Origin of the sequence: Kitasatospora sp. NPDC094028 (assembly GCF_049543595.1) — a bacterium.
GTDB lineage: Bacteria > Actinomycetota > Actinomycetes > Streptomycetales > Streptomycetaceae > Kitasatospora.
Genome location: NZ_JBMVFA010000002.1, coordinates 476,648 through 503,635, shown reverse-complemented (window position 1 = coordinate 503,635; position 26,988 = coordinate 476,648). Strand labels below are relative to the sequence as shown.

The window sequence follows — 26,988 nt, the reverse complement described above, 5'->3', positions numbered from 1 at the left end:
GCGCCAGGGGCTTCGTCTATCTCGGGGCAGACTGCGGCCTACGCAGGATGCCCCAACCGGAAGGGGTGTACGCCTGTGCCGGCACTCGTGCTCGTTGGCGCTCAGTGGGGGGACGAGGGCAAGGGGAAGGCCACCGACCTCCTCGGCGGCTCCGTCGACTACGTCGTCCGCTACCAGGGCGGCAACAACGCCGGTCACACGGTGGTCATCGGCGACCAGAAGTACGCCCTGCACCTGCTCCCCTCCGGCATCCTCAGCCCGAACGTGACGCCGGTGATCGGCAACGGCGTCGTGATCGACCCGGGCGTGCTGCTCTCCGAGCTCAGCGGGCTGAACGAGCGCGGCATCGACACCTCCAAGCTGCTGATCTCGGGCAACGCCCACCTGATCACGCCGTACCACCGCACCCTGGACAAGGTCACCGAGCGCTTCCTCGGCAAGCGCAAGATCGGCACCACCGGCCGCGGCATCGGCCCCGCCTACGCGGACAAGATCAACCGCATCGGCATCCGGGTCCAGGACCTGTTCGACGAGTCGATCCTGCGCCAGAAGATCGAGGCGGCGCTGCACGACAAGAACCAGATCCTGGTCAAGCTGTACAACCGCCGCGCCATGCCGGCCGACCTGGTGGTCGAGGAGTACCTGGGCTACGCGGAGAAGATCAAGCCCTTCCTCGCCGACACCACCCTCGTCCTGGACGAGGCGCTCAAGGCGAACAAGGTCGTCCTGCTGGAGGGCGGCCAGGGCACCCTGCTCGACGTCGACCACGGCACGTACCCCTTCGTGACCTCCTCGAACCCGACCTCGGGCGGCGCCTGCACCGGCGCCGGCATCGGCCCCACCAAGATCGACCGGGTCATCGGCATCCTGAAGGCCTACACCACCCGCGTCGGCTCCGGCCCGTTCCCGACCGAGCTGCTCGACGAGGACGGCGAGGCGCTGCGCCGGATCGGTGGCGAGCGCGGTGTCACCACCGGCCGCGACCGCCGCTGCGGCTGGTTCGACGCCGTGATCGCGCGCTACGCGACCCGGGTCAACGGCCTCACCGACTTCTTCCTCACCAAGCTCGACGTGCTGACCGGCTGGGAGCAGATCCCGGTCTGCGTCGCGTACGAGATCGACGGCCGGCGGGTCGACGAACTCCCCTACAACCAGTCGGACTTCCACCACGCGAAGCCGATCTACGAGACGCTGCCGGGCTGGAGCGAGGACATCAGCAAGGCGAAGACCTTCGCCGACCTGCCGAAGAACGCCCAGGCGTACGTCAAGGCCCTGGAGGAGATGTCCGGCGCGCCGATCTCGGCGATCGGCGTCGGCCCCGGCCGTGACGAGACGATCCAGATCAACTCGTTCATCTGATCCGACAGTCGAAGCGAAGGCCCGGTGGGACACTCCCGCCGGGCCTTCGTTCCGTCCAGCGCTCGACCCATTGAACTAGTTCATAAATCCCTTGCCTCTAGTTCAATGCGGGGCTACGTTCGGATCATGACCGCGAAGCTGCCCTCCCCCACCACCCTCACCGGCCGCCACATCCGCCTGGAGCCGCTGGACCGCCGCCACCTCGCCGACCTCTGGGCCACCGTGGGCCCCGAGCCCGAGGTCTGGCGCTGGACCATGAACGTCCCGCCCGCCTCGGAGCAGGAGCTCGGCCGGATCGTCGACGCCCGGATCGCGGAGGCCGCCGAGGGTGACTGCGTGTACTTCGCCGCCGTCGACCTCGCGAGCGGCCGGGCCGTGGGCATGACCGGCTACCACGACTACAGCGCGCGGGACGAGTCCGTGGAGATCGGCGGCACCCTGTACGCCCGCGAGGTCTGGCGCACGGCGGTCAACACCGAGGCCAAGCTGCTGATGCTGACCCACGCCTTCGAGGACCTGGGCATGGGCCGCGTCTTCTGGAAGACCGACGCCCTCAACGAACGCTCCCGCACCGCGATCCTGCGCCTCGGCGCCCGGTTCGAGGGCGTCCTGCGCCGCCACCGGCTGCGCCCCACCGGCAGCTGGCGGGACAGCGCCTACTTCTCGATGCTCGCCGACGAATGGCCGGCCGCCAAGTCCCGCCTCACCGAACGCCTTTCGCGCGGCTGAGGGAAGGTCAGGCCGGCGGGAGGGCGGTCAGGGTTTCTTCAGCCGGACGAAAAACAGGGTCACCTGTCCGGTGCGACGACGTCGCCGAGTTCCCCGGGGGCGGGTTGGCGGGGGATGAACACGCGCTTCGCGGGACGCGGAAGTCGGGGTTGGCTGTTGACCAGCCAGACCAACCAGCCGACGAAAAGGACGGCGAGCAGGAGCGCGGACAATCCGGCGACCAGCACGGCATTCACCTGATCACGGAATTGCGGGGTCGGCGGGGAAAGCGGAGCGGCAAGGGAGGGAGCACGGCTGTCTCCGGTCGGCGAATGTCGGCGACTGTTCATCCGGCAACAAGTCAGTGAGTGACACGGACGACCTTAGAGTCACGGTGCCAGAGTTGCTACTGAGGGGATGGACGTTCACTCCATCGTGGGGTATCCCCCATTTCGGTGGCTAAGGGCGGGTATGCACGTCACACTTCACCGGAAGCATCGACCGCGAGCCGCGACCCGGAGAAGAGAGACATGCCACCCCGCTTGTCGCCGACCGTGCGCCAGAAGCGCCTTGGGATCGAGCTGCGCAGGATGCGCGAACGCGTGGGCGTGACGCCCAAGATCCTGGCCGCCACGATCGGCACCGACCTCCCGAAGATCTCCCAGATGGAGAACGGGAAGTCGGGCATCAGCGCCGAGCGGCTGCGGATCTGGGCGCGCATCTGCGAGTGCCCCGAGGGCCCGTACCTCGACGCGCTGCTCGCGATGACGCAGGACCGGCGCAAGTACTGGTGGGACAGCTACCGGGGCCGCCTGCCCGGCGGGCTCGTCGACATCGCGGAGATGGAGCACCACGCGGAGTCGCTGTCCATCTTCAACACCACCTTCGTCCCCGGCCTGCTGCAGACCGCGGCGTACGCCGGCGCGGTGTTCGAGCGACTCCCCCCGCAGGCCAGGCAGGACGCGGAGGTCAGGAAGGCATTCCGGATTCGGCGCCAGCAGCTGCTCACCGACCATCCGAAGCCGTACTGCGCGATCCTCCACGAATCCGCGCTGCGCATGCAGTTCGGCGGTCCGGACGTGCTGCGCGACCAGTTGGAGAGCCTGCTGGAGAATTCCGAACGGCCCGGGCTGGAGATCCGGGTGATCCCGTTCAGCGTCCCCACCTATCCGGGTTCCGGGGAGAGCAGCCTCTATCTCGCCCGGGGGCCGGTACCGGAGCTCGACACCGTGCAGATCGACCTCTCCAGCGGTCCGAAGTTCGTACACGGCCACACCGAATTGCGCACCTACCGGCGGATCAAGGAGGGGACGGCGGCGATCGCCCTCGGGCCGTGGGAGTCACGGGACTTCATCCGGACCATACTGAAAGACTTCTCATGACCAGGTCGCGCAAGTCGAGATGGCGCAAGTCGTCGTCGAGCGGCGAGAGCAGCGAATGCGTCGAGGTCAGAGCCGTCGCCGGATGGGTGGAGATCCGCGAGTCGGACCTGCCCGGGGTGGTGGTGCGCACGACCCCGCGCAAGTGGGCGGCGTTCGTGCTCGGAGTGAAGGCCGGCGAGTTCGACCGCTACGGCGACCCCAGCCGGCTGTGAAATCCCCCTGGTGCCCCGGCCCGCCGCAGTAGGCTGGGCAGCCCACAGTGGACCTACGCCTGGCAGCGCACTCCGGCTGGGTTGCGCGTGCCGGAGAAACCGGAGCATCCGAGGATGGCTCGGCACCTGATCACCAGCGCCCTTCCGTACATCAACGGGATCAAGCACCTGGGCAACATGGTCGGGTCGATGCTCCCGGCGGACGTCTACTCCCGCTACCTGCGCCAGCGCGGCCACGAGGTGCTGTTCATCTGCGCCACCGACGAGCACGGCACCCCCGCCGAGCTGGCCGCGCAGGAGGCCGGACTGCCCGTCGCCGAGTTCTGCGCCCGGGCGCACGACGCGCAGAAGGCGGTCTACGACGGCTTCGGCCTCTCCTTCGACCACTTCGGCCGCAGTTCCTCGCCGCAGAACCGCGAGATCACCCAGGAGATCGCCCGCGAGCTGCAGCGCAACGGCTTCATCGAGGCGCGCTCGATCCGCCAGGTGTACTCCCACGCGGACGGGCGCTTCCTGCCGGACCGCTACATCGTCGGCACCTGCCCGCACTGCGGCTACGACAAGGCGCGCGGCGACCAGTGCGAGAACTGCACCCGGGTGCTGGACCCGACCGACCTGCTGGAGCCGCGCTCGGCCATCAGCGGCAGCGCCGACCTGGAGGTCCGGGAGACCACGCACCTGTTCCTGCTCCAGTCCGAGCTCACCGGGGAGGTCGAGGCCTGGGTCGACGCGCACGGCGACGACTGGCCGGTGCTGGCCTCCTCGATCGCCCGCAAGTGGCTGACCGAGGGCCTGCAGGATCGCGCGATCACCCGCGACCTGGAGTGGGGCGTCCCGGTGCCGGCCGACGTCTGGCCCGAACTGGCCGCCGAGGGCAAGGTGTTCTACGTCTGGTTCGACGCCCCGATCGAGTACATCGGCGCCACCAAGGAGTGGGCGGACGCCGCCCCGGACGGGCAGACCCGGGACTGGCGGTCCTGGTGGTACGAGGCCGACGAGACCGTCCGGTACACCGAGTTCATGGGCAAGGACAACGTCCCGTTCCACACCGTGATGTTCCCGGCCACCCTCCTCGGCTCGCGCCGCCCGTGGAAGAAGGTCGACTACGTCAAGGCCTTCAACTGGCTGACGTACTACGGCGGGAAGTTCTCCACCAGCCAGAAGCGCGGCATCTTCAGCGACGTCGCGCTGGAACTGCTGCCCGCCGACTACTGGCGCTACTTCATGATGGCGCACGCGCCCGAGTCGGACGACTCCAGCTTCACCTGGGACCTCTTCGCCTCGGTCGTCAACAAGGACCTCGCCGACACCCTCGGCAACTTCGTCAACCGGGTGCTCTCCTTCAGCCGCAAGCGCTTCGGCGACGCCGTCCCGGCCGGGCGCCCGGCGGGCGCGGCCGAGCACCGGCTCGGCGACCAGGTCGCCGCGCTGCTCGCCGAGTACGAGGCCCAGCTGGACGGGCTCAACTTCCGCAAGGCCGCGCAGGCGCTGCGCGCGCTGTGGAGCGCGGGCAACGTCTACCTGGAGGAGAAGGCGCCCTGGCTGCAGGTGAAGACCGACCCGGAGGGGGCGGCGCTGACCCTGCGCACGGCGATGAACCTGATCCACCTGTACGCGGTGGTGTCCGAGCCGTTCGTCCCGACCGCCGCGGCCGCGATGCGCGCGGCCTTCGCGCTGCCCGGGGACACCGGCACCTGGGTCGGCGAGGAGCGGGCCCGGGCGCTGGACGCGGTGCCCGCCGGGACGGCGTTCACCGTGCCGCCGGTGCTGTTCGCCAAGATCACCGACGAGGACCTGGCGGCCTGGACGGCCCGCTTCGGCGGCACCGAGGGCTGACCGGCCCGGGGAGGTGCGGGCCGGGCAGGTGCGGGCCGGGCGCCTGGTACCAGGCGGGCAGCGGGTGGCGGGGCGCCAGGTGACGGGGTGGCAGGTACCCCGGGGGGCTCACCCCGCCGGGCGCGGCGCCGTCTCCTCGGCCACCCAGGCCAGGTAGCCGGGGCCGCCGGCCACCACCGGCACCGCGACCAGCTCCGGCGTCTCGTAGGAGTGCCGCTCGGCGAGGAACGCGCCCAGCCCGTCGACCAGGGCGGCCCGGGTCTTGAGGTCGATCCGCCACTCCTCGGCGTCCCGCACCTCGCCCTCCCACCAGTACACCGACCGCACCGGGTACACCTGGGCGCAGGCCGCCAGCCGCTCCCGCACCACGGCGGCGGCCAGCTCCCGGGCCCGCTCCTCGCTCTCGTGGGTGGTGGTCACCACGACGACGCCCTGCTCCGCTGCTGCGCTCATGGCCCGACGCTATCCCGGGGAGCCCGGCCGGTCAGGCCTTGCGCGCGGTGTGCACCGTCATCGCCGACAGGTAGAAGGCGTCCGGGCGGTGCAGGATGCCGGTGGGCGCGTCCTCGTCGAGCAGGGCCGCCAGGGTGGCGCGGTCCTCCGGGTCGAGGTGGTCGGCCAACTGGTCCCGGCGGCGGGCGAGCTGGGTGTGCAGGTAGGCGCGGAACGGCCGGGCCAGCGGCGCCGGGTGCTCGACCAGGAACGTCCGGGTGCCGCTCGGGGCCAGCCCGGCCCGCTCCAGCATCGCCGGCCAGTCCTCCACCTCCGCGACGGCGCCGGGCAGTTCGGCGCGCATGGCGCTGAAGCCGTCCTCGTGCGCCGCGTCCATCCGGGACTGGAAGCCGGGCCGGCCGAGGCCGAAGTCGCGGGGCAGGTAGCGCGCCGGCAGCCCGCTCTCGGCGACGGCGAGCAGGCCGCCGGGCCGGAGCACGCCGGCGAGCGAGGCGAGCGCGGCCTGCTGGTCGCCGAGGTGGTGGATCGCGTTGCCGGACCACACCAGGTCGGCCTCGCCCAGCGTGTCGAACTCGGCGGGCAGGTCGGCCTGTTGGACACCCAGCCGGCCGCCCGGGCGGGCCCGGGCGCGCTCCAGCAGGGCCGCCGACCGGTCGACGGCGACCACCTCGGCCGCCGGGAACGCCTCGGCGAGCAGCCCGGCGATCACCCCGGGGCCGCTGCCGACGTCCAGCACCCGGCGCACCGCGCCCGCCGCGCCGCCGTCCGCGTGCAGGCCGGCCAGCCAGTGCGCGGCCTCGGCGACGGCGCCGGCCCGCAGCTCCGCCTCCCGCTCCAGGTGCGCGGCGAGGGCGTCCCAGTCGAAGTCGGCGGCGGGGACGCCGTGGCCGTGGTGGTGGCCGTGGTGGCCGTGGTGGTGCTCGCCGTGCTGGTGCGTGGACATGCGGGTTCCTTTCGGGCAGTGGTCACTACGGATGGTTTCGCCGACGAGCTTCCCGTTCCCGATCGCCTCACTCATGGCGCTCACCTCCACCGCCAGGCTGCGGCCACCCGCGCCGGACCGGCAAGCTTTGTTGCTGCCTCGGCAAATCGGGTGGCCGCGGCGGCTACCCGGCCGTCCGCCGCCAGTACGAGCGAGTGGCCACCGCCAGCGCCAGCCCGAACCCCGTGAAGGCCACCGCCCCGACCCAGCCGATCTGCAGCATCGCCGAGGTACTGGCGAGCTCGCCGCTGCCGAAGTCGGTCCGCCGGACCTGGAACACCCCGGTCGTGCACAGCGCCAGGTAGCCGCTCATGCCCAGCCCGTACGGCACCAGCGTGGCCGCGCCCATCAGCGCCGGGGTGAGCGGGAGCCAGCGCGGGACCCGGCGGCCGCTCAGCAGCACCGTCCAGCGCGGGAAGACCTGCCCCCACGGGCGGACCAGGCCCCACAGCAGGAACACCCCCACCGCCGCCAGCAGCGCCGTGCCGTCCAGCCCCCAGCGCTCCAGGGTGAGCCAGATCCCCGAGGAGCCGTTGCGCACGTACCCGTCGTACATCTCGTCGCCGCCGAGCCCGGCGAAGCTGCCGCCGAAGGCCCAGGTCAGCTTCATCACGACGTACGGCAGGAACGCCGTGGTGCCGAGCCAGCAGGCGAACTGGACGTTCGCGGGGGCCGCTTCGGCGGCCACCTCCCGGCGCGCACCGGCCGTGGCACCGGGACGACGGGCGGCGGCCGCCAGCAGCAGCGCACCCGCCGCGCCGAGCACGTGCTGCACCGCCCCGGGCACACTGTCCACCGCCTGCCCGAACAGCAGCGCCAGCACGTCCATCAGCAGGCCCCAGGCCCCGACCGCGGCCAGCCCGCACAGCGCCCACAGCAGCCCTCGCGGCGGCCGGCCCCGCACCACCGCGACACCGGCACCGACCGCCACCGCGCCCACCGCGGCCGGCAGCCACCCCGCCCAGGACGCGCCGAACAGCGCCGTCCCGGTCAGCGCGCAACCCGTTCCGAAACCGGCGAAGCCGACACCCCAGCCGGCCACCGCCCACCCAGTCCTCTTCATGGCCCCAGGCTCGCCCGCCGCGCCGCGGCCGTGATCCCCCACCACGGGGATCCCCGTCCCCCGGCGGGGGGATCACGGCGGGGGCGGCCGATGGCCCCGGAGCGCACGCCGACGCCCCACCGCACGGCCCGGGCCGGCAGAACCGACCGCTACCCCCGCGGGGCCGCGTAGCAGTGGACCCGGACGGTGCGGCCGGAGGGCCAGTGCTGCTCGACGGTGCCGAGGCGGGTCCAGCCGAGCCGGTGGTAGAGCGCGACGGCGGCGGTGTCGGTGTCGAGGACGTCGAGGACGGGGTGCAGGCCGAGCGCCCGCGCGTGCGCGACGGCGCCCGCCAGCAGCTGCTCGCCGATCCGCCGGCCGCGCGCCGCGCGAGCCACGTAGAAGCGGCCGATCACGGCGGTCAACTCCGGTCGCCCGCCGGTGCGGTGGCTCCACAGTCCGGGGGCGGCGTCGCCGGGGGCGCTGCGGCCCAGGCCGACGTGGCCGGCGAGCCGGCCGTCCGTCTCGGCGACCCAGGCGGCGAGCAGGCCGTCCGGGGTGAGCCAGTCGGCAGGGCGGTCGGGCCAGTCGGCGGGGTAGCGGTCGACGGCGTGGACGTCGCCCAACACCCGGACGCAGTCGGCGAGATCGGCGAGTCGGCGCCGCCGGACGGTCGCCACCTCCCCGGCCCGCCGAGAGCCGGACGCGACGACGTTGGCGCGTTCTTCAAGGTCAGCCATGCCGGTACGTTACCGGCCGGGCCCCGCGGCCACAGCGGGTCCGGCGAGGTCCGGCGAGGTCGGGCGAGCAGCAGCACCACGCCAAGGGCGCCGTAGGCCGCGGCCGCGCCGAGCCCGTGCAGGATGTCGTTCGTGGGTGTTCCAGCCCCCCCGGTCCGTTCACCGTGCCCGACCGGAACGGTCACGGGCCGGCAGAAGATCCCCCGCCCGGTCGGGTGACGGGCCGGGAAGCGGAACGTCCCCTCCGGGTCAGTGCTCCTCGTGCACCAGGTGGTCGACGCAGGCCGCGACGGCCAGCAGCAGCCCGGTGTCCGCGCCGTCCGCGATCTCCACGCCGTACGTGTCGCGGACCCGGAACCACTTGCGGGAGATCCGGGCGAGGTCGTCGCCGTGCTGGTTCTCGATCCGGTAGTCCTTGTCGATCAGGTCGCCGCGGATCCTCAGCTCTCCGCCGGACGCCAGCTCCACCAGGTACTTGTCCCGGAACGGGGTGAACAGCTTCTCCCGGACGGTGGCCACCACCTCGCCGTCCGCGTCCTCGATCTTCATCGCGTCCCGGACGGTGAGCATCTTCTCCTTCACCACCGCGACCACCCGGCCGTGCGCGTCCTTCAGCTCGAAGGTGTGCCGCAGCCGCAGCACCTTGCCGTCCACCAGATAGGCCTTGTGGCCCCGGTCGTCCTCGATCCAGTAGTCGTCGCCGACCGCGAACAGCTTCTCCCTGACCAGGTAGCGCACCGCGGGGCCTCCTCCGTGTCGATGATGTCGATGATGTCGATGGCGTTGATGGTGTCGATGATGTCGATGGCGTCGACGGTGTTCTCGGCGTGCGGCCCCATTCGACCCGATGCACCCACCCGCCACGAAGCGACACCGCCGGGCCGCGTTGAATACCGCCATGCGACCCGACCTCACCGCCACGCTGCACAGCGCGCGCCTCGACCTGCCGCCGATCGGCCCCGAGCACGCCGAGGCGATGGCCGCCGCGCTCGCCGACCCGGCCCTGCACGCCTTCACCGGCGGCCGCCCGGCCACCGCCGACGAGCTGCGCGCCCGCTACACCCGGCTCGCCGCCGGCTCCCCCGACCCGGCCGAGGCCTGGGGCAACTGGGTGCTGCGGCTGCGCGCGGACGGCGCGGCGGCGGGCTACGTCCAGGCCACCGTCCGCGCCGGGGCCGCCGAACTCGCCTGGGTGGTCGGCACCCCCTGGCAGGGCCGCGGCCTGGCCGCCGAGGCCGCCCGCGCCCTGCTGGCCCACCTCGCCGCCGGCGGCGTCACCACGGCCGTCGCGCACATCCACCCCGAGCACCACGCCTCCGCGGCCGTGGCCCGCGCCCTCGGCCTGCACCCGACGCCGCACACCCAGGACGGCGAGGTCCGCTGGGAGGCCGCCCTCACCCCGGAAACGGCCGCCTGACCGGCCCTCCCGGTCAGGCCCCGACCTGGTGCTCCACCCGCTGCCGGAGGTACTCGTCCGGGTGCGCGCGGGCGATCGCCACCGCCGTCTCCACCAGCCCGTGCAGCTCGGCGGGGTGGGCCGAGGCCCGCAGCCGCAGCCCGGGCAGCAGGCAGCGCCGGACGTCGAGGTCCTCGTTGGCCACGAACTCCCGCAGCGCCGCCTCGTCCCACTCGCGCACCAGGACGGCCCCGTCCTCCGCCGCCAGCTGGCCGTGGACGGACGTCACCCCGGGAAGGTCCTGCTCCAGCGCCGTCCAGTACCAGGCCCGCGCGGCGCCGGCCTTCTCCCGGTCGCTGCCGGTCCGCAGCCGGTCGAGCAGCGCGGCGCGCACCCGCCCGTACCCGAAGGCGTTCAGCGCCGGCTCGACGAACTGCCGGTTGAAGCTCGGGTTCGGGTCGAGCACCGCCGCCCGCACCAGCACCCCGAAGGCCTCCTCGGAGAGCACCAGCCCCCGCTCGCAGGCCTCGCGCAGCGCCCCGCGCACCCGGTGCCCCCACGGCGGCCCGCCGTCCGCCGCCGCGTCCTCCTCGGGGGCGACGTCCAGCCCGAGCACCCGGACCACCTCGGCCAGGCACTCCGGGAACGTCTGCTCCCCGCCCGCCGGCCGCCCCGGCAGCGCCATGAATCCCTGCCCGCTCCCGCCCGATCCCATCGGTCCTCCCCCGCTCGCCGGTCCTGCCCGGAATGCTTCCACAGCGCATGCGGTTGGATGGGGGCATGGCTTCTCGTGCACGTGTACGCGCCCCCGAGCTGGTCGGCGCCGGCGGATGGCTCAACACCGGCGGCAAGGACCTGGCCCTCGCCGACTTCCGGGGCAAGATCACCATCCTGGACTTCTGGAAGTCCTACACAATGTAGGGATCTCCAGAGGGGGCGTACGTGCACCACCACACCCTGTGTGACCTGTACCTTCGGCTGTCCTTGGACCGGGACGGCAAGACGGCGATCGAACGGCAGGAAGCCGACTGCCGCGCATGGGCCGAGCGCAACGGCCTGACGGTCCGCAAGGTCCACATCGACCGGGGGCGCTCCGGCTTCAAGGACGTTGAGCGCAAAGGCTTCGACTCCGCCCTTGCCGCCGTCACGGCGGGCGTCGTCGGGACGCTGATCGTGTGGAAGCTCGACCGCCTGTCCCGCAAGGGCATCGGCCAGGTCGGCAAGGTCCTGGACGACATCGAGAAGGCGGGCGGCCGTCTGGTCTCCGTCGTGGACGGTCTCGACACCTCGAACGACTCGGCCCGCATGGTCGTCGCCATGCTCGCCGAACTCGCCCGCTCCGAGTCGAAGAACCTCGGTACCCGCGTGGCCCACGCGAAGCGGCACCTGCGCCGACAGGGCCAGTGGATCGGCGGACAGCCCCCGTACGGGCTGCTGGTCGACCCCGCCACGAAGAAGCTGGTGCACGACCCCGAGACGGCCGACTATGCCCGCCTCATCGCCGATGACGTGCTGGCCGGCAAGTCCCTCGTGCAGGTCGCCCGCCTGCTCAACGAGTACGACATCCCCTCGGCCCGGGGCGGCCAGTGGAACGCCGCGAGCATCATGAACCTGGTCAAGTCGCCTGCCTTCGCCGGACTCATGCCCGAGACCGAAACCATCGAAGCCGAGGACGGCAGCCGGAAGTTCACCAGCCGCGTGTTCCCCTACCGAGACCCCGAGACGCTGGACACCGTCAACATCGGCGAAGGGATCATCACGGTCGGCGAGCGCGAGCGGATCATCCGGCAACTCGAATCCCGGACCCGCGTCCACGCAGGCAAGCGGATGCCGAAGCCGAACGGCACGGCACTGCTCACCAGCCTGATCTTCTGCGACGTGCCCGGGTGCGGTCGTCGGATGCACAAGGTCGGCAACAGCTACCAGTGCATGGCCCGCCGGGCGGGCAACCAGTGCCCCGGAGCCAGCGCCATGGCCGACCGGGTGGACGACTACGTGTCCGAGCGGTTCCTCTCTCTACTCCCCGCCCTCGATCTGGATGACCCCTTGCTCGTGGCGATCGCCGACCGGTGGATGAAGCGGACTGATCCCGAGACCTTCGCCAAGCGGGACGCGATTTCCTCAGAGATCACCGACCAGGAAGCCCGGTTGGCCGATCTGGAGGATGCTCGCTACGTCCGGGGCGAGTTCGACCGCCCCGGCGCGCTCGACCGCTACGACCGCCTCGCCGCCCGGCTCCAGAGCCGCATCGACGGCCTGCACGCCGATCTCGCCAATATCCCGCTCCCCGCCGTCGACATCACTCCACTCCTGGACAGCGAGATGCTGTACCCCGCTTGGGAGGCTTCGACGCAGGATGAGAAGCGGGACCGCCTGTCCCTGGCCATAGACGGCGTGTTCATCAGCAAGGGCGAACGCGGGAAGCGCTTCGTCCCGGAGCAGCGAGTCCGTATCAAGTGGGCCGCGATCACGGAGTAGCCGCTCTCTGCGGCCCTCTCAGCCCCGCCTGGTCCGGTGGTGATCAGGTGGGGCTTCTTCATGCCCGCTGGCGGCCATGTCGACGCTTGCGCCCGGGCGGCGTGGGTGACGTGGTGACGGAATGGCGGGTGATCCAGGTTTTCTCTAGAACGCGTGTACTTAGAGAAACCAGAACCGACCGTCATTCCGTCACCACGTCACCCGTGCTGCGCTGCCTCCCGCCGCCGACCAGGCGGGCGCCCCCTCCCACTCCCGCCCCAGCGCGGCAGGGAGGGGAATCTTTCGCATGGCTGATCGGACGGTTTGCGCGGAGGTCACCCTCCGCCGCCGGTCATCACGGTGCGTCGTCATCCTTGGGCCGAATGTCACCCTCAGTGCATGCGTGGGGCGAAAGTGCCAGAACTACACCCCTTTTCCTCTTTACTTCTACTCGCGTTAGAGGGTTTAGAAAATATGGGTAAGTACGGCACTTTGGACCCTTGGGCGAGGAAAGGGAAGGGAGGGGGCGGCCCCCGGGGCGCGCATCTCCTCGACCGCTGAGGTGCTGGGCGTCTCGATCCGTACGGGTCTGGCTATCTGCGGTCGGCTCGACTCTTCGACGCATGGCCGAAGCGCTCGTGACGTTGGGTCACCATTGCAGGCCGTCTCGAAAACGATGGTTTGTGCGACGACCAGCGAACGGCCCGCCGGAAGTCGATCCGGCGTTCAAAACCCGTCTCAAAACCTTCGGAGAGCCCTTGATGTTATGAGACGAGTTATGAGACGCTCGGGTCATGACGAAGAACGCTGGACATCTGATCGGCTACGCCCGAGTCTCCACCGACGACCAGGAGGCACAGCTCCAGCATGACGCGCTGACCGAAGCCGGCTGCGCCCGGATCTTCACGGACAAGGCCAGCGGGAAGAACACTGACCGTCCGGAGCTTGCCGCCGTGCTCGACTACCTGCGCCCCGGCGACACGCTCTGCGTGTGGAAGCTGGACCGCTTCGCTCGGTCGCTGATCGACCTGGTGACCATGGTGGACGCACTGTCGGCGCGGGGGATCGGCTTCAAGGTCCTGACGGGGGCGCTCGCCAGTATCGACCCGAACACCCCGGACGGCCGCCTCATGCTCCAAGTGGTCGGCGCGATGGCGGAGTTCGAGCGCAGCTTGATCAAGGAGCGCACCCGCGCCGGCCTGGAGGCCGCCAGGGCGCAGGGACGGACAGGCGGACGGCCGAACGTGCTGGACGCTGACAAGCTCGCTGCGGCCCATGCGCGCCGGGCGAAGGGTGAGAGCGTGACCGTGATTGCCAAGGCGCTGGGAGTCAGCCGGGCGACCCTGTATCGGGCGCTCAGCATCGAGTAGCGAGCAGCGGAGCAGCAAGCGAGAGGGCGCCCGGGAGGGTGCCCTCTCTCGTTGACGTGCTGGGCTCAACCCCGGCTTGCCTGCCACGAGTTGAATCCGCCCGGCTGGTCATCCGGCGGGATCAGGTCGCGCAGCTTCGTGATCGTCTCCCGCCCGCCCTTGAGAGGCCGGACGAACACGCCGAAGGTGTGCACCGACATGACCTTGACCGCCTGGCCCGAACGCCGGTCGTAGGCCGTCTGCTCAGCCTGCGGTTCCCACTGCTCAACCACGGTCAGCCACCCATCGTGAGGCGTCGGTGAAGCTGTAGAAGATCACCGGATCACCCTCGGGCCCGGCCACGGTGCGGCCGGGATCATCGCCGTCGACGACGCTCCAGACATCGACGAGGACTCCACTCTGCGGGGGCATGGGTACAACTCTGTGGCAGGTCTCGGCCCGCATCTCTGCTGACATGTCGGCTCCACTCACTGTCCGGGTCTGTCCTCCACTGGTGTAGCGGCCCGTTCGGGCGAGAACAGTGGCCAAAGCGGGGACATCCTGCCCGGCTCGGCGGTAGCGTCTGAGAACGCCCAAATGTCCCGGGGGAGCCCCTTGAACACTGCCCTGCACCGCGCTATGGGGGACGCCCGGGTGAGCGTCCGACAGTTGGCCACCCGCGTGGGGGTGACACCTAAGACGGTGGAACGATGGCTGACGGATGAGGCGTTGGTCCCTCACGCTCGGAACAGGGTCGACGCGAGCGAAGCGCTAGGGGTGAGTGAAGCGATGCTGTGGCCGAACATCGTACGGACGACCCTGAAGACCGGCGCTGACCGGGAGATCGTCGCTGTCTACCCCTACCGCTCCGCCTGCACATCGGCAGCGTGGGGGCAGTTGATCAGTGACGCCAGGGATGATCTGTTCTTCGCGGGCTTCACGAACTACTTCCTCTGGCTGGAGCAGCCCAACTTTCTGAGCACGCTGCGCGCCAAGGCCAAGGCCGGCTGTCAAGTGCGGTTCCTTCTGGGCGATCCGGACGGCGAGACCACGGCGCAGAGGGAACGGGTCGAGGACGTCGCCCTGACCGTCTCGACCCGCATCCGGATCACCCTGGAGAACCTGGCCAAGCTGCGCGACGTAGAGGGCGTGGAGGCCCGCTACAGCGCCGCTGACGACGCGACCAACCACGTCGGCCTGTCCGTGTTCCGGTTCGACGCACAAGCCCTTGTAACGCCTCACCTCGCCCGCTTCGCCGGACACGACTCACCGATGATGCACCTCCGCCGACAGCAGGACGGCGGAATGTTCGACCGGTTCGCGGCACACGCGGAAGAACTGTGGGAGCGCGGCGCGTCCGTACCGGTAGCTTGACGAACGACAGCGAACGAGAGCACTGGCGCTGCTGGGCGCAGCCGTCACCGGGTGCCCGTACGAGAGGGGAGGGCCAGCATGTTTGGGAACGTCGCCGGGATGCGGCCCGAGATAGCCGCACAGTTGACCGCGCTGGTGGAGGAGTGTCGCCCCGTGCTCTCACGTGAGGGCATGGGTGCGGTACAGGCCCTACTGGTGGAGCGTGGGACGAGCATCGTTCCGGCGGTCGCCGTCACAAAGGCTCTGCTCGGGTGGGAGGACACTCCGCTCTTGGTCGCCCGCGAGATCGTGGAGACCAGCGCCGCCCGCATGCCGATCCTCTGAACCGAGACGCCCGGAATACGGACACCGCTCGTGAGGTTTGATTGGGGCATGGCTTCTCGTGCACGTGTCCGCGCCCCCGAGCTGGTCGGCGCCGGTGGATGGCTCAACACAGGCGGCAAGGAACTCAAGCTTGCCGACCTGCGAGGTAAGTGTGTCGTACTAGACTTCTGGACCTTCTGCTGCATCAACTGCCTGCACGTCCTGGACGAGCTGCGGGAGTTGGAGGAGAAGCACCGCGACACCGTGGTGATCGTCGGGGTGCACTCGCCGAAGTTCGTCCACGAGGCCGACCACCAGGCCGTGGTGGACGCGGTGGCCCGGTACGAGGTGCACCACCCGGTGCTGGACGACCCGGCGCTGGCGACCTGGAAGCAGTACGCGGTGCGCGCCTGGCCGACGCTGGTGGTGATCGACCCGGAGGGCTACGTGGTGGCCCAGCACGCCGGCGAGGGCCACGCGCACGCGATCGCCCGGCTGGTGGAGGAGCTGGAGGCGGAGCACGCCGCCAAGGGCACGCTGCGGCGCGGCGACGGCCCGTACGTGCCGCCGGAGCCAGCCGCGGGGGACCTGAAGTTCCCGGGCAAGGCCGTGCGGCTGCCGGGCGGCGGCTTCCTGGTCGCGGACTCCGGCCACCACAGCCTGGTGGAGCTGGCCGAGGACGGCGAGACGGTGCTGCGCCGGATCGGTGACGGGCAGCGCGGCCTGGTGGACGGCACCCGCCCGCGGTTCAGCGAGCCACAGGGGCTGGCGCTGCTGCCGGAGGGCCACCCGTACGACGTGGTCGTCGCCGACACCGTGAACCACGCCCTGCGCGGCGTCCGGCTGGCGGACGGCCACGTGACGACGCTGGCCGGCACCGGCCGCCAGTGGTGGCAGGGCTCGGCCACCGAGGGCCCGGCCGGGGAGGTGGACCTGTCCTCGCCGTGGGACGTCGCCTGGTTCGACGGCGAGGTGTGGATCGCGATGGCCGGCGTGCACCAGCTGTGGGCGTACGACCCGGCGGCCGGCACGGTCCGTGTCGCGGCCGGCACCACCAACGAGGGCCTGGTCGACGGGCCCGCCGCCGAGGCCTGGTTCGCCCAGCCGTCCGGCCTGGCGGTCTCGCCGGACGGCGGGACGCTGTGGGTGGCCGACTCCGAGACCTCGGCGCTGCGCAAGGTTTCACGTGGAACCAAGGAGGTCGCAACTGCGGTCGGCACCGGCCTGTTCGACTTCGGCCACCGGGACGGCGCGGCCGACCAGGCCCTGTTCCAGCACCCGCTGGGCGTCACCGTCCTGCCGGACGGCTCGGTCGCGGTCAGCGACACCTACAACCACGCGCTGCGCCGCTTCGACCCGGCGACCGGCGAGGTCAGCACCCTGGCCACCGACCTGCGCGAGCCCTCCGGGGCGGTGCTGGCGGACGGCGACCTGGTGGTCGTCGAGTCGGCCCGGCACCGGCTGACCAGGCTGCGGCTGCCGGAGGAGGCGGTGCGGGTCGAGTCGGTGGCGCACCGCACCCAGCGCGCGGCCACCGAGGTCGCGCCGGGCGCGTTCCGGCTGGACGTGGTGTTCTCGGCGCCGAACGGCCAGAAGCTGGACGAGCGTTACGGCCCGTCCACCCGCCTGCTGGTCAGCTCGACGCCGCCGGAGCTGCTGGTCTCCGGCGCGGGCGCGGACAGCGCGCTCTCCCGCGAGCTGGTGCTCTCCGCGGACGTCGCCGAGGGCGTGCTGCACGTCTCGGCGATGGCGGCCTCCTGCGACGACGACCCGGCGGTCGAGTACCCGGCCTGCCACGTGCACCAGCAGGACTGGGGCGTGCCGGTGAAGCTGGTCGCCGACGGCGCCCGCCGCCTGCCGCTGGTGCTCGCCGGTATGGAGTAGGACCCGGGAACGCGGAAGGGGGCCCGGCGGAGAACCGCCGGGCCCCTTCGTCGTGCGTCCGGGGGGGTGTCAGCCCTCCAGGAACGCCTTGAGCGCGCTGGCCAGCAGGTGCGGGTCCTCGGCCCCGCACAGCTCGCGCGCCGAGTGCATGGACAGCGCCGCGATGCCGCAGTCCACGGTCTTGATGCCGAGGCGCGCCGCCGTGATCGGGCCGATCGTGGTGCCGCAGGCGACGGCGTTGTTGGAGACGAAGGTCTGCCACGGCACGCCCGCCTTCTCGCAGGCGGCCGCGAACACCGCCCGGCCGACGCCGTCGGTCGCGTAGCGGTTGTTGACGTTGACCTTGAGGATCGGCCCGCCGTTGGGCACCGGGTGGTGGCCCGGCTCGTGCCGCTCGGGGTAGTTCGGGTGGACGGCGTGGCCCATGTCCGAGGAGAGGCAGACGGTGCCGGCGAGCGCCCGGGCGCGGTCCTCCGGGGTGCCGCCGCGGGCGTGGATCGTCCGGTCGAGGACGTTGCCGAGCAGCGGGCTCTGCGCGCCGGTGTCGGACTCGCTGCCGGTCTCCTCGTGGTCGAAGGCGGCGAGCACCGGGATGTACGGCAGCCCGGCGGCGCCCTCGGCGGTGGCGACGGCGGCGAGCGCGGCGGTGCCGGCGTGGACGGAGAGCAGGTTGTCCAGGCGGGGGGCGGCCAGCAGTTCGCGGTCGCGGCCCAGGTAGGAGGCCGGCTGGATGTCGTGGGTCATGAGGTCCCAGCCGACGACGTCCTCGGCAGCCAGCCCGGCCCGCTCGGCGACGTAGGCGATCAGCGAGCCCTCGTCGACCGCGCCGAGGCCCCAGATCGGGGTGAGGTGGCGCTGGCGGTCGAGCTTCATCCCGTCGTTGACGGAGCGGTCCAGGTGGATCGCGAGCTGCGGCACTCGCAGCAGCGGCTCGTCCAGCTGGACGAGCCGCGCGCTGCCGTCCTTGAGCGCCAGTCTGCCGGAGAGGCCGAGGTCCCGGTCGAGCCAGGTGTTCAGCGGGACGCCGCCGTAGATCTCCACCGCGACCTGCCGCCAGCCGGCCGAGCCGGTGTCCGGGACGGGCTTGACCCGCAGGTTGGGCGAGTCGGTGTGGGTGCCGACGACGCGGAACGGGGTCTCCGGGCCCGCGCCCTCCGGCAGGTACCAGGCGATCAGCGCGCCGCCCCGGATCAGGTAGCGCCCGCCGGGGGCGGCGTCCCAGGCCTCGGTCTCGGCGACCTTCCGGAAGCCCGCCTTCTCCAGCCGCTCGGCGGCGCTCGCGACCGCGTGGTACGGAGATGGAGAGGTCCCGAGGAACGCGATCAGATCGTCACTGTGCGTACGGTCGAAGAAGGCCTGCTGGGCGGCGGTCGACATGCTGCTCCTGGGTCGAGGGAGGGCCGGAGCCGGATCGGGGAATCGGCTTCGTGTGTCGAGCATATGCCCGTACACGGACAGGACTTCGGGGACCGCCGCAAAGGATGCAGAACACGGACACAACGCCGACCGGTCCGGTACACCGGTCGAGCTCGTCACCCTGCGTCATCGAGGCGCGAAAACACCGAAGGACCCGGTGGCAGCCGGGCCCTTCGGTGTGAGGGTTTTCGTCAGGCGGTCCGCATCACGGAGGCCGGAGGAGGGGTGCAGGCCTTAGAAGGCCTCCTCCGCCAGGTCCATGATCTCGTTGTCGATACCCTCGGCGATCGCCCGCTGCGGGGCGACGGTCGGGAGGACGTTCTTGGCGAAGAAGCGGGCGGCCGCGACCTTGCCCTGGTAGAACGGCACGTCCTTCTCGGAGGCGCCGGCCTCCAGCTTGGCCAGGGCCACCGCGGCCTGGCGCAGCAGCAGCCAGCCGATGACGACGTCACCGGAGACCATCAGCAGGCGGGTGGTGTTGAGGCCCACCTTGTACATGTTCTTGACGTCCTGCTCGACCGAGGTGAGGTCGGCCAGCAGCTTGCCGACGATCGCCTCCAGGTCGCCGGCCGCCTTGGCGAGCAGCTCGCGCTCGGTGGCCAGGGCGTCGCCGCCCTCGGCCGAGCCGAGGAACTTCTGGATCTGCTCGGACAGCGCGGTCAGCGCCTGGCCGCCGTCCTTGACGATCTTGCGGAAGAAGAAGTCCTGGCCCTGGATCGCCGTGGTGCCCTCGTAGAGGGTGTCGATCTTGGCGTCGCGGATGTACTGCTCGAGCGGGTACTCCTGCAGGTAGCCGGAGCCGCCGAAGGTCTGCAGGGACTGCGCGAGCTGCTCGTAGGAGCGCTCCGAGCCGTAGCCCTTGACGATCGGCAGGAGCAGGTCGTTCAGGCGCTCGGCGGCCTCGTCGCGCTCGCCGCGCAGCTTGGCGACCGCCATGTCGTCCTGGACGGACGCGGTGAACAGGACCAGCGCGCGCATGCCCTCGGCGTAGGCCTTCTGGGTCATCAGCGAGCGGCGCACGTCGGGGTGGTGGGTGATGGTGACGCGCGGGGCGGTCTTGTCCAGGAACTGCGAGATGTCGGCGCCCTGCACGCGCTCCTTGGCGTACTCCAGCGCGTTCAGGTAGCCGGTGGAGAGGGTGGCGATGGCCTTCGTGCCGACCATCATGCGGGCGAACTCGATGATCTTGAACATCTGGCGGATGCCGTCGATCTTCTCGCCCAGCAGCCAGCCCTTGGCCGGGTGCTTGGCGCCGAAGGTCATCTCGCAGGTGTTCGAGGCCTTGAGGCCCATCTTGTGCTCGACGTTGGTGGCGTAGACGCCGTTGCGCTCGCCCAGCTCGCCGGTCTCCCAGTCGAAGTCGAACTTCGGGACGACGAACAGGCCCAGGCCCTTGGTGCCCGGCTTGCCGCCCTCGGGGCGGGCCAGCACCATGTGGATGATGTTCTCGGACATGTCGTGCTCGCCCGAGGTGATGAAGCGCTTCACGCCCTCGATGTGCCAGGAGCCGTCCTCCTGCTGGACGGCCTTGGTGCGGCCGGCGCCCACGTCGGAGCCCGCGTCGGGCTCGGTGAGGACCATGGTCGAGCCCCAGAGGCCGTCGGTCATCCGCTGGGCGATCTTCAGCTGCTCCTCGGTGCCCTCCTCGGCGATGACGCCGGCGAAGGCCGGGCCGGAGGAGTACATCCAGATGGCCGGGTTGGAGCCCAGGATCTGCTCGGCGAAGGCCCAGATCAGGGAGTTCGGGGTGACCGTGCCGCCGATCGACTCCGGGATGCCCAGACGCCACCACTCGGCGTCCATGAAGGTCTGGTAGCTCTTCTTGAACGCGGCCGGGATCGGCGCGGTGTTGGTCTCCGGGTCGAAGACCGGCGGGTTGCGGTCGGTGTCGGCGTAGGACGCGGCGAGGTCGTTCTCGGCGAGGCGCGAGATCTCGCTCAGGATGTTCTTCGCGGTCTCGACGTCCATGTCCTCGAACGGACCGGTGCCGTACACCTGGTCGCGGCCGAACACCTCGAAGAGGTTGAACTCCACGTCCCGCAGGTTGGACTTGTAGTGACCCATGGCCGTTTTCTCCGGTTCGTCGCTTGCGGGAGACCGCCGCATCTCGGGCGCCCCGTACCCACCAGTAGGCATCATGATGCTACCCAGCGGTAACTTCAGCAAGCCCCCGGCGGTGAATCCGCTATGAACGTGGTCACGTCCCACAAGGCGGGACGACCACCTCTTGTCAGGATCGACGCCAGCGCGGGAGGGTGCGCTCCCGCTAGCCTGTCCGTGTGTACGGATATGACCAGAACGCATACCCGGGAGACCCCTACCAGCAGCAGGCGGGTCCGCAGCCGGGCATGAACGGCATGCCCGGACCGGACGCCTACGGCGCCCAGGCGCAGGCGTCGCAGCAGTCCCTGTACCCGGAACCGTCCCCGCCCTCGCTCGCGGACGCGGTCCGGGCGTTCACCACCGGCTCGATGGCGGTCGAGGACTTCCAGGCGATCTTCATCACCTCCAAGGTCCACTGCCCGCGCGGCGACCGCCCCGGCTTCCTGGCGCTGCACAACACGCCGACGCCGGTGATCCCGATGTTCAGCTCGCTCAAGGAGCTGCGCCGCTACGCGGGCAAGGACTCCAAGCACTTCACCGTCACCGGCGCCGAGGTCCTGGACCTGCTGCCGACCGGCTACGGCTTCGCGCTGGACATGGAGGGCGAGCACCGGATGGTGTTCGACGCGAAGGCGGTCGAGCAGATGGTCGACTTCACCATGCGCCGGATGTACGGCTGACCCATCCTTGGGGAGGAGCCCCGCGCTTCCCCGTGCCCGGATAGTTCAATTTTCAACTTGCCTGTTGTTGAGGATTGAACTATCCTCGTCCACGTAGGCCAGAGGACCCCCCCCCGAAGGAGGCCGACATGCCCGCCGTGACCGTTGAGAACCCGTTGACCCTGCCCCGCGTCGCCACCCCCGACCCGGCCGCCGCGACCGCCCGTCCGGCGCTCACCGTGGCCACCGCCCCCGAGGGCTTCGAGGGCGAGGGCTTCCCCGTCCGCCGCGCCTTCGCCAAGATCAACACGAAGTACCTCGACCCGTTCATCATGATGGACCAGATGGGCGAGGTGGACTACGCGGCCGGCGAGCCGAAGGGCACCCCCTGGCACCCGCACCGCGGCTTCGAGACGGTCACCTACATCATTGACGGAACGTTCATCCACCAGGACTCGCACGGCGGCGGCGGCACCATCACCGACGGCGACACCCAGTGGATGACGGCCGGCTCCGGCCTGCTGCACATCGAGACCCCGCCGGAGTCGCTGGTCATGTCCGGCGGCCTGTTCCACGGCCTCCAGCTGTGGGTCAACCTGCCCGCCTCGGACAAGATGATCGCCCCCAAGTACCAGGACATCCGCGGCGGCAGCGTCAAGCTGCTCACCTCCGAGGACGGCGGCGCGCTGCTCCGGGTGATCGCGGGCGAGCTGGACGGCCACCAGGGCCCCGGCGTCACCCACACGCCGATCACCATGATCCACGCGACCCTCAGCCCCGGTGCCTCGGTGACCCTGCCCTGGCGCTCCGACTTCAACGCCCTCGCCTACGGCCTGGCCGGCAGCGGCTCGGCCGGCGCCGAACGCCGCCCGTTCCACATGGGCCAGGCCGTCGTCTTCGGCGACGGCGACTCCCTCACCATCCGCGCCGACGAGAAGCAGCCCGACTCCCGCAGCGCCAACTTCGAGGTCGTGCTGCTCGGCGGCCTGCCGATCCGCGAGCCCGTCGCCTGGTACGGCCCGTTCGTGATGAACAGCCACCGCGAACTCCAGCAGGCCATGGAGGACTTCCAGGCCGGCCGGCTCGGCACCATCCCGACCGACGCCCGGTAGCCCGTTCCGATCCCCCGACGCCTCCGCCGTCGCGCGCCGCTACAGCAGCGCGTAGACGGCGGAGGCGTCGTCGTGCGCCTTGCCCCGCGGCCAGCGCTCGCAGCCCGCGTCCGCCCGTTCCACCGCGCGCACCTGGGCGATCAGCTCGCCCGGGCCCGCCTCGTCCAGCAGCCGCAGCACGTCCGCCCAACTGCCCAGCCCGAAGCGCTCGGTGTAGCGCGAGGCGCCGTCGGTGAGGGCGGCCAGGGCGCGCAGCCGGTCGATCCGCACGAAGCCGGTCTCGGCGTGGCCGGCGGCCCGCGGGCTGGCCGCGGCGATCCACGGGCCCTCGCCCCGGTTGCGGGCGGCGCGCACGGCCAGCGCGTACTCCAGGTGCAGCGCGGCCCGCTCGGCCGTGCCGGGGACGGTCGACCACACCTGCCGGCGCAGCCCCTCGCCGTCCGGGAAGCGCTGGTTGTCCCCGATCACCTTCGGCGGGCCGTCCTTGAACTCCAACACCAGCAGGGAGTCGCCGAGCACCAGGTACTCCAGCGACTCCCCGTGCCGTCTGGCGGCGACCACCATGGCGGCGGGCGTGTTCGGGTGGCCGAGGTCGCAGCGGCCGCCGTGCAGCGCGGCCGTCTCGACGATCGCGTCGGCCAGGCACTCGGCGATCGAGCGGTCCACCCGGTCGGTCAGCCGGGCGAGCAGGTGCACGCCCAACCTCCGGACGTACCAGGCCGTTCCGTGCCGGCACCCGGACGCCAGGCCGGCCGGCGAACTCGCGCCGTCCAGCAGGACCAACGCCTCCGGCGAGGCCGCCGCGAAGTCCTCGCTCTCGCGGTCGGGCCGCCGTGCTTCCCCTGCGAGCTGTAGCTGCATCCCGACAGTGTGGACGCCGCCCCGGCCCCGCGCCCAGACCCGTGCGCCGGTGTGGCGCGGGACGGCTCCCGGTGTCCGGTGGCAGGCGGGGCGATTCGGCCATACCGTCGGATAACGACTGGACGATTCGGCCAATTCGGGTCGTACGGGTTTGGGATCACCTTTCGAGTGCCCGTGCGGCCCGGGACTGACGAGGAGCGGATCATGTTCTGGCAGTTCATCGTGGTGCTGGCCGCCTCGCTCGGCTTCCCGATCGCCGCGCTGCTCTTCCTGATCGGCGGGCCGCGCTTCCCCGACGAGCCGCGCGGCCCGGAGCGGCCCCCGGCCGAGAGCTAGGCCTACGGCCGCCAGGCCGGGTCGCGGCCGAGCAGGGCCAGGGCCCGGTCGAACCGGCCGACACCGCCGCCGGGTTCGAGACCCGGGCGGAAGGCGCGGCCCGGCGCCCGGGCCTCCGGCGTGTCCGGGACGGCCTCGGCCACCGCCAGCAGGACGGCGGCCAGCTCCTCCTCGCGCTCCACCGCCGCGACCAGCCCGTCCGCGCGGCCGAGCACGGCGGCGACGTCCCAGCCGTGCACCAGGGTGTCGAGCAGGTGGAAGCCGACCGCGTCGCGCAGCGGGAAGGGGCCGCCGTCGCGGATCTCGGGCAGCCAGAGCGGCCGGTCGGCGGCGGCCGCCGCCCGGAAGGCGGCGGTGAGTTCGGCGCCGGTGCGGCGGAAGTCGCCCGCCACGTCGGCGCCGACCGGGGCGTCCGCGAACAGCGCGAGGTCCGGCCCGGCGCCGCGGCCCGCCGCCGCGAAGCCCTGGTGCTGGCCGAGGACGTGCTCCAGCAGCCCGCGCAGCGTCCAGCCGGCGCAGGGGGTCGGCAGGTCCAGTTGCCCGGGCCGCACGGAGTCCACCACCTCGGCGGCCAACTCCAGTGACCTCGCGTGCAGTTCGATGATCCTCATGCGACGTTCGCCTCCAGCCCGGCGGAGCGGGGACCGATCACCAGGTCGATGACGGTCGGTTCGGTGACGGTCGGTTCGGGGACGATCCGGCGGTGGCCGAGCCCCGTTCGGGTGGCGGCCCGCCAGTGGATGTCCCGTTCCGCCGGGCGCACCCGGCCGCGCCGCGGCGGGCGCCGGAACGGTTCGAAGGCGGCCCGCCCGGCGAGGGCCGGGGCGGGCCGGGCGGTGGGGTCGAGGGCGGTGCGGATCTGTGCTCGGGCCGGGTCCATCGGGTCTCCCATCCCTGTCGGCGCCGGTGCCCCTGTCGGCGTCCTCGTCGGCTTCGGCGTCCCTGGCGCGAGATATTAGCACGATCGTTCGTTCATTCTTCTGGATGGATCCCGGCCGGACGGCTCCGCCCACGCACTACCCTGGGCGGGCACCCACAGCGAGAAGGGACGGGGCGGACCATGGCCGGACCGACCACCGACAGACGGCTCCTGCGCGGCGAGGAGACCCGCCGGGCCGTGCTGCGCCGCGCCGTCGAGATCGCCTCCGTCGAAGGCCTGGAGGCGCTCTCCATCGGCCGCCTCGCCACCGACCTCGGGCTCAGCAAGAGCGGCGTCTTCGCCGGCTTCGGTTCCAAGGAGGAGCTGCAGCTCGCCACCATCCGGGCCGCCCGCCGGATCTTCACCGACGCCGTCCTCGTCCCCGTCGCCGACACCCCGCCCGGCCTCGCCAAGACCCGCGCCCTGTGCGAGGGCTGGCTCGCCTACTCGCGGGCCCGGGTGTTCCCCGGCGGCTGCTTCTTCTTCGAGGTCACCGCCGAGTTCGACGCCCGCCCCGGCGCCGTCCGCGACGCCCTCGCCGACAGCGCCCGCACCTGGCACCGGATCGTCGAGGACACCCTCGCCGAGGCCCGCACGGCCGGCGCCCTGCGCCCCGACACCGACCTCGGCGACCTCGCCTTCGCCCTGGTCGCCCTCCTCGAAACGGCCAACTCCCAGGCCGTGCTGAACGAGGAGGACACCCCGTACCAGCGGGCCGGCCGCGTCCTGCTGCGCCTGCTGCGCGCCGACGCCACCGACCCGGCCGACCCGGCGCTGGCCTAGGGCCCGTCCTAGGAGCCGGTCAACACCCTTTCGAGAAGCGCCGCTTGGGCCAGCAGGCGCTCGTCGCCGCCCGCCGCGCCGACCAGTTGCAGACCCAGCGGCAGCCCGGCCGCCGTCCGCCCGGCCGGCAGGCTCAGCGCGGGCAGGCCGAGGAAGCTCCACGGCAGCGACATCACCGCGTCGCCGGTGCTGTGCAGGCCCTCCGGCGCCCCACCGGTCGCGGACGGCGCCAGCCACACGTCCACCCCGGCCGCGGCCGTCGCCGCCGCCACCCGCCGGCCCAGCCGCTCCCGGGCCGCCAGCGCGGCCGCCCGGTCCTCCGCCGCGACCCCCTGGCCGACCCGGATGCCCGCCGCCGTCTCCGGCCGGTACAGGCCGCCGAACCGGGCGAACCAGTCGGCGTGGGCGCGGGCCAGCTCGAAGCGGTTGACCGTCCGCAACTGCCGGGCGATCTCCGCGAGATCGGGGAACAGCGGCACCCGGCGCACCGCGAGCCCGGCCGCCGCCAGCCGCGCCACCCACTCCTCGAAGGCCCGCAGCGCCGCCGGCTCGGCCCGCTCCAGGTACGGCCCGTCCGGCACGCCCAGCACCGGTTCGGGCGCCGGCCCGGAGTCCGCCAGCCAGCCGTCGCAGAGCAGCCCGGCGGCCAGCGCCGCGCCCGCCACGTCGGCGGTGAACACGCCCAGGGTGTCGAGGCTCGGCGCGTTCGGCACCACCCCCGCGACCGGGATCCGCCCGTACGTCGGCCGGAAGCCCACCACCCCGCAGTACGCCGCCGGCCGGACCACCGAGCCCACCGTCTGGGTGCCCACCGCCAACGGCACCAGCCCCGCCGCGACCGCCGCCGCCGACCCGCTGCTGGACCCGCCCGGGGTGTGCCCGGGGTGGTGCGGATTGCGGGTCGGCCCGGGGGCGCTCGCGGCGAACTCCGCCGTCACCGTCTTGCCCCCGACCAGCGCCCCCGCCGCCCGCAGCCGGTCCACCACCACGGCCTGCGGCCCGGCCAGCACGCCCGGCGGCAGCGCCGACCCGGCGTGCGTCGGCAGCCCGTCCACGTGCACGATGTCCTTGACCCCCACCACCACCCCGTACAGCGGCGGCCGCCCGGCCGGCTCCGGGTACCGCGCCGACAACTCCCGGGCCTGCGCACGCAGCCGCCCGTGCCGCCCCGGCTCCGGCACGAACGCGTGGATCAGCGGGTCGACCCGCTCGACCCGCGCGCAGAACCGGTCCACGTACCCGGCCAGGCCGGTCCGCCCGGCCCGCAGCCCGGCCGCCTCACGGCCCAACGGGCGCGGCCGGACGAGGGGTTCCTCCATGCC

31 protein-coding genes are annotated in these 26,988 nt (G+C 71.9%); 16 read left to right on the top strand and 15 right to left on the bottom strand.

The features are described 5' to 3' along the window. Nucleotides 1-75: 75 nt before the first annotated feature. Together ACPC54_RS05365 and ACPC54_RS05360 are read left to right on the top strand one after the other, a co-directional pair. Nucleotides 76-1,359 (top strand): adenylosuccinate synthase, encoded by a 1,284-nt coding sequence (locus ACPC54_RS05365; protein WP_498961407.1) that lies wholly within the window; start codon nt 76-78, stop codon nt 1,357-1,359. Between the two features lie 126 nt (nt 1,360-1,485). Further along, a complete protein-coding gene (locus tag ACPC54_RS05360) occupies nt 1,486-2,088 on the top strand; it encodes a GNAT family N-acetyltransferase (RefSeq protein ID WP_498961405.1) in 603 nt (200 codons plus the stop codon). Between the two features lie 59 nt (nt 2,089-2,147). Here the strand turns inward: ACPC54_RS05360 and ACPC54_RS05355 are convergent, their stop codons facing one another. Further along, nucleotides 2,148-2,324, bottom strand: a complete 177-nt coding sequence (locus ACPC54_RS05355) for a hypothetical protein (protein WP_498961403.1) — start codon at nt 2,322-2,324, stop codon at nt 2,148-2,150. Between the two features lie 273 nt (nt 2,325-2,597). Here ACPC54_RS05355 and ACPC54_RS05350 point away from each other — a divergent pair, with 273 nt between their 5' ends. From ACPC54_RS05350 to metG, 3 genes are all read left to right on the top strand, one after another. Further along, nucleotides 2,598-3,449 carry a helix-turn-helix domain-containing protein gene (locus ACPC54_RS05350; RefSeq protein WP_498961401.1) on the top strand — a complete coding sequence of 284 codons (852 nt, stop codon included), beginning with the start codon at nt 2,598-2,600 and terminating at the stop codon, nt 3,447-3,449. Beyond that, on the top strand, nt 3,446-3,661 hold the full coding sequence (locus ACPC54_RS05345) for a DUF397 domain-containing protein (RefSeq protein ID WP_498961399.1): 216 nt from the start codon (nt 3,446-3,448) through the stop codon (nt 3,659-3,661). The genes ACPC54_RS05350 and ACPC54_RS05345 overlap by 4 nt, the downstream gene beginning before the upstream one ends. A gap of 114 nt (nt 3,662-3,775) precedes the next feature. Then, nucleotides 3,776-5,497, top strand: a complete 1,722-nt coding sequence (gene metG, locus ACPC54_RS05340) for a methionine--tRNA ligase (RefSeq protein WP_498961397.1) — start codon at nt 3,776-3,778, stop codon at nt 5,495-5,497. 108 nt (nt 5,498-5,605) lie between these two features. On the opposite strand, the gene cutA is transcribed toward metG, so the two are convergent. The 5 genes from cutA to ACPC54_RS05315 form a co-directional block, all read right to left on the bottom strand. Continuing rightward, nucleotides 5,606-5,950, bottom strand: a complete 345-nt coding sequence (gene cutA, locus ACPC54_RS05335) for a divalent-cation tolerance protein CutA (protein WP_498961395.1) — start codon at nt 5,948-5,950, stop codon at nt 5,606-5,608. Nucleotides 5,951-5,981: 31 nt separating this feature from the next. Next, nucleotides 5,982-6,893 (bottom strand): class I SAM-dependent methyltransferase, encoded by a 912-nt coding sequence (locus ACPC54_RS05330; protein WP_498961393.1) that lies wholly within the window; start codon nt 6,891-6,893, stop codon nt 5,982-5,984. Between the two features lie 163 nt (nt 6,894-7,056). Then, nucleotides 7,057-7,995: a hypothetical protein gene (locus ACPC54_RS05325; protein ID WP_498961391.1), complete on the bottom strand. Its 939-nt coding sequence runs from the start codon at nt 7,993-7,995 to the stop codon at nt 7,057-7,059. Nucleotides 7,996-8,144: 149 nt separating this feature from the next. Further along, a complete protein-coding gene (locus tag ACPC54_RS05320) occupies nt 8,145-8,714 on the bottom strand; it encodes a GNAT family N-acetyltransferase (protein ID WP_498961389.1) in 570 nt (189 codons plus the stop codon). A gap of 249 nt (nt 8,715-8,963) precedes the next feature. Continuing rightward, complete coding sequence (locus tag ACPC54_RS05315) at nt 8,964-9,452, bottom strand: LURP-one-related/scramblase family protein (protein WP_498961387.1); 489 nt, start codon at nt 9,450-9,452, stop codon at nt 8,964-8,966. Nucleotides 9,453-9,612: 160 nt separating this feature from the next. On the opposite strand from ACPC54_RS05315, the gene ACPC54_RS05310 reads away from it, so the two are divergent. Further along, the gene (locus ACPC54_RS05310; RefSeq protein ID WP_498961385.1) at nt 9,613-10,131 is read left to right on the top strand and encodes a GNAT family N-acetyltransferase; all 519 of its coding nucleotides are present in this window, start codon (nt 9,613-9,615) and stop codon (nt 10,129-10,131) included. 13 nt (nt 10,132-10,144) lie between these two features. Here the strand turns inward: ACPC54_RS05310 and ACPC54_RS05305 are convergent, their stop codons facing one another. Then, complete coding sequence (locus tag ACPC54_RS05305) at nt 10,145-10,825, bottom strand: hypothetical protein (RefSeq protein WP_498961383.1); 681 nt, start codon at nt 10,823-10,825, stop codon at nt 10,145-10,147. 65 nt (nt 10,826-10,890) lie between these two features. On the opposite strand from ACPC54_RS05305, the gene ACPC54_RS05300 reads away from it, so the two are divergent. The 3 genes from ACPC54_RS05300 (at nt 10,891) to ACPC54_RS05290 (ending at nt 13,937) form a co-directional block, all read left to right on the top strand. Then, the gene (locus tag ACPC54_RS05300) at nt 10,891-11,031 is read left to right on the top strand and encodes a hypothetical protein (protein WP_498961577.1); all 141 of its coding nucleotides are present in this window, start codon (nt 10,891-10,893) and stop codon (nt 11,029-11,031) included. Between the two features lie 21 nt (nt 11,032-11,052). Further along, a complete protein-coding gene (locus tag ACPC54_RS05295) occupies nt 11,053-12,588 on the top strand; it encodes a recombinase family protein (protein WP_498961381.1) in 1,536 nt (511 codons plus the stop codon). A gap of 773 nt (nt 12,589-13,361) precedes the next feature. Next, a complete protein-coding gene (locus tag ACPC54_RS05290; protein WP_498961379.1) occupies nt 13,362-13,937 on the top strand; it encodes a recombinase family protein in 576 nt (191 codons plus the stop codon). Between the two features lie 65 nt (nt 13,938-14,002). Here the strand turns inward: ACPC54_RS05290 and ACPC54_RS05285 are convergent, their stop codons facing one another. Further along, complete coding sequence (locus tag ACPC54_RS05285; RefSeq protein ID WP_498961377.1) at nt 14,003-14,209, bottom strand: hypothetical protein; 207 nt, start codon at nt 14,207-14,209, stop codon at nt 14,003-14,005. Continuing rightward, the gene (locus tag ACPC54_RS05280; protein WP_498961375.1) at nt 14,202-14,348 is read right to left on the bottom strand and encodes a hypothetical protein; all 147 of its coding nucleotides are present in this window, start codon (nt 14,346-14,348) and stop codon (nt 14,202-14,204) included. Before ACPC54_RS05280 ends, ACPC54_RS05285 begins: the two co-directional genes overlap by 8 nt. Nucleotides 14,349-14,693: 345 nt before the next feature. On the opposite strand from ACPC54_RS05280, the gene ACPC54_RS05275 reads away from it, so the two are divergent. From ACPC54_RS05275 to ACPC54_RS05265, 3 genes are all read left to right on the top strand, one after another. Then, complete coding sequence (locus ACPC54_RS05275; RefSeq protein ID WP_498961373.1) at nt 14,694-15,290, top strand: XRE family transcriptional regulator; 597 nt, start codon at nt 14,694-14,696, stop codon at nt 15,288-15,290. Between the two features lie 78 nt (nt 15,291-15,368). Beyond that, the gene (locus tag ACPC54_RS05270; RefSeq protein WP_498961371.1) at nt 15,369-15,614 is read left to right on the top strand and encodes a hypothetical protein; all 246 of its coding nucleotides are present in this window, start codon (nt 15,369-15,371) and stop codon (nt 15,612-15,614) included. Between the two features lie 48 nt (nt 15,615-15,662). Beyond that, nucleotides 15,663-17,477, top strand: a complete 1,815-nt coding sequence (locus ACPC54_RS05265) for an NHL domain-containing thioredoxin family protein (RefSeq protein WP_498961369.1) — start codon at nt 15,663-15,665, stop codon at nt 17,475-17,477. A gap of 69 nt (nt 17,478-17,546) precedes the next feature. Here the strand turns inward: ACPC54_RS05265 and ACPC54_RS05260 are convergent, their stop codons facing one another. Both ACPC54_RS05260 and ACPC54_RS05255 read right to left on the bottom strand, forming a co-directional pair. Next, entirely contained in the window at nt 17,547-18,854 is a 1,308-nt protein-coding gene (locus ACPC54_RS05260; RefSeq protein ID WP_498961367.1) for a M18 family aminopeptidase, read from the bottom strand. A 273-nt stretch (nt 18,855-19,127) separates the two neighbouring features. Beyond that, nucleotides 19,128-20,957, bottom strand: coding sequence for an acyl-CoA dehydrogenase (locus ACPC54_RS05255; RefSeq protein ID WP_498961365.1), 1,830 nt, complete (start codon nt 20,955-20,957; stop codon nt 19,128-19,130). Nucleotides 20,958-21,172: 215 nt separating this feature from the next. Here ACPC54_RS05255 and ACPC54_RS05250 point away from each other — a divergent pair, with 215 nt between their 5' ends. Then, nucleotides 21,173-21,676: an SseB family protein gene (locus ACPC54_RS05250; RefSeq protein ID WP_402824918.1), complete on the top strand. Its 504-nt coding sequence runs from the start codon at nt 21,173-21,175 to the stop codon at nt 21,674-21,676. Between the two features lie 128 nt (nt 21,677-21,804). Beyond that, nucleotides 21,805-22,767: a pirin family protein gene (locus ACPC54_RS05245; RefSeq protein WP_498961362.1), complete on the top strand. Its 963-nt coding sequence runs from the start codon at nt 21,805-21,807 to the stop codon at nt 22,765-22,767. Between the two features lie 39 nt (nt 22,768-22,806). Here the strand turns inward: ACPC54_RS05245 and ACPC54_RS05240 are convergent, their stop codons facing one another. After that, nucleotides 22,807-23,628, bottom strand: coding sequence for a protein phosphatase 2C domain-containing protein (locus tag ACPC54_RS05240; protein ID WP_498961360.1), 822 nt, complete (start codon nt 23,626-23,628; stop codon nt 22,807-22,809). A gap of 204 nt (nt 23,629-23,832) precedes the next feature. On the opposite strand from ACPC54_RS05240, the gene ACPC54_RS05235 reads away from it, so the two are divergent. After that, the gene (locus ACPC54_RS05235) at nt 23,833-23,964 is read left to right on the top strand and encodes a hypothetical protein (protein ID WP_498961358.1); all 132 of its coding nucleotides are present in this window, start codon (nt 23,833-23,835) and stop codon (nt 23,962-23,964) included. 2 nt (nt 23,965-23,966) lie between these two features. On the opposite strand, the gene ACPC54_RS05230 is transcribed toward ACPC54_RS05235, so the two are convergent. Beyond that, nucleotides 23,967-24,575, bottom strand: a complete 609-nt coding sequence (locus ACPC54_RS05230; protein ID WP_498961356.1) for a TIGR03086 family metal-binding protein — start codon at nt 24,573-24,575, stop codon at nt 23,967-23,969. Then, nucleotides 24,572-24,844 carry a hypothetical protein gene (locus ACPC54_RS05225; RefSeq protein ID WP_498961354.1) on the bottom strand — a complete coding sequence of 91 codons (273 nt, stop codon included), beginning with the start codon at nt 24,842-24,844 and terminating at the stop codon, nt 24,572-24,574. The genes ACPC54_RS05230 and ACPC54_RS05225 overlap by 4 nt, the downstream gene beginning before the upstream one ends. A 180-nt stretch (nt 24,845-25,024) precedes the next feature. Here ACPC54_RS05225 and ACPC54_RS05220 point away from each other — a divergent pair, with 180 nt between their 5' ends. Next, complete coding sequence (locus tag ACPC54_RS05220; protein ID WP_498961352.1) at nt 25,025-25,666, top strand: TetR/AcrR family transcriptional regulator; 642 nt, start codon at nt 25,025-25,027, stop codon at nt 25,664-25,666. Nucleotides 25,667-25,674: 8 nt separating this feature from the next. On the opposite strand, the gene ACPC54_RS05215 is transcribed toward ACPC54_RS05220, so the two are convergent. Beyond that, nucleotides 25,675-26,985, bottom strand: coding sequence for an amidase (locus ACPC54_RS05215; RefSeq protein ID WP_498961350.1), 1,311 nt, complete (start codon nt 26,983-26,985; stop codon nt 25,675-25,677). Nucleotides 26,986-26,988: the final 3 nt, after the last annotated feature.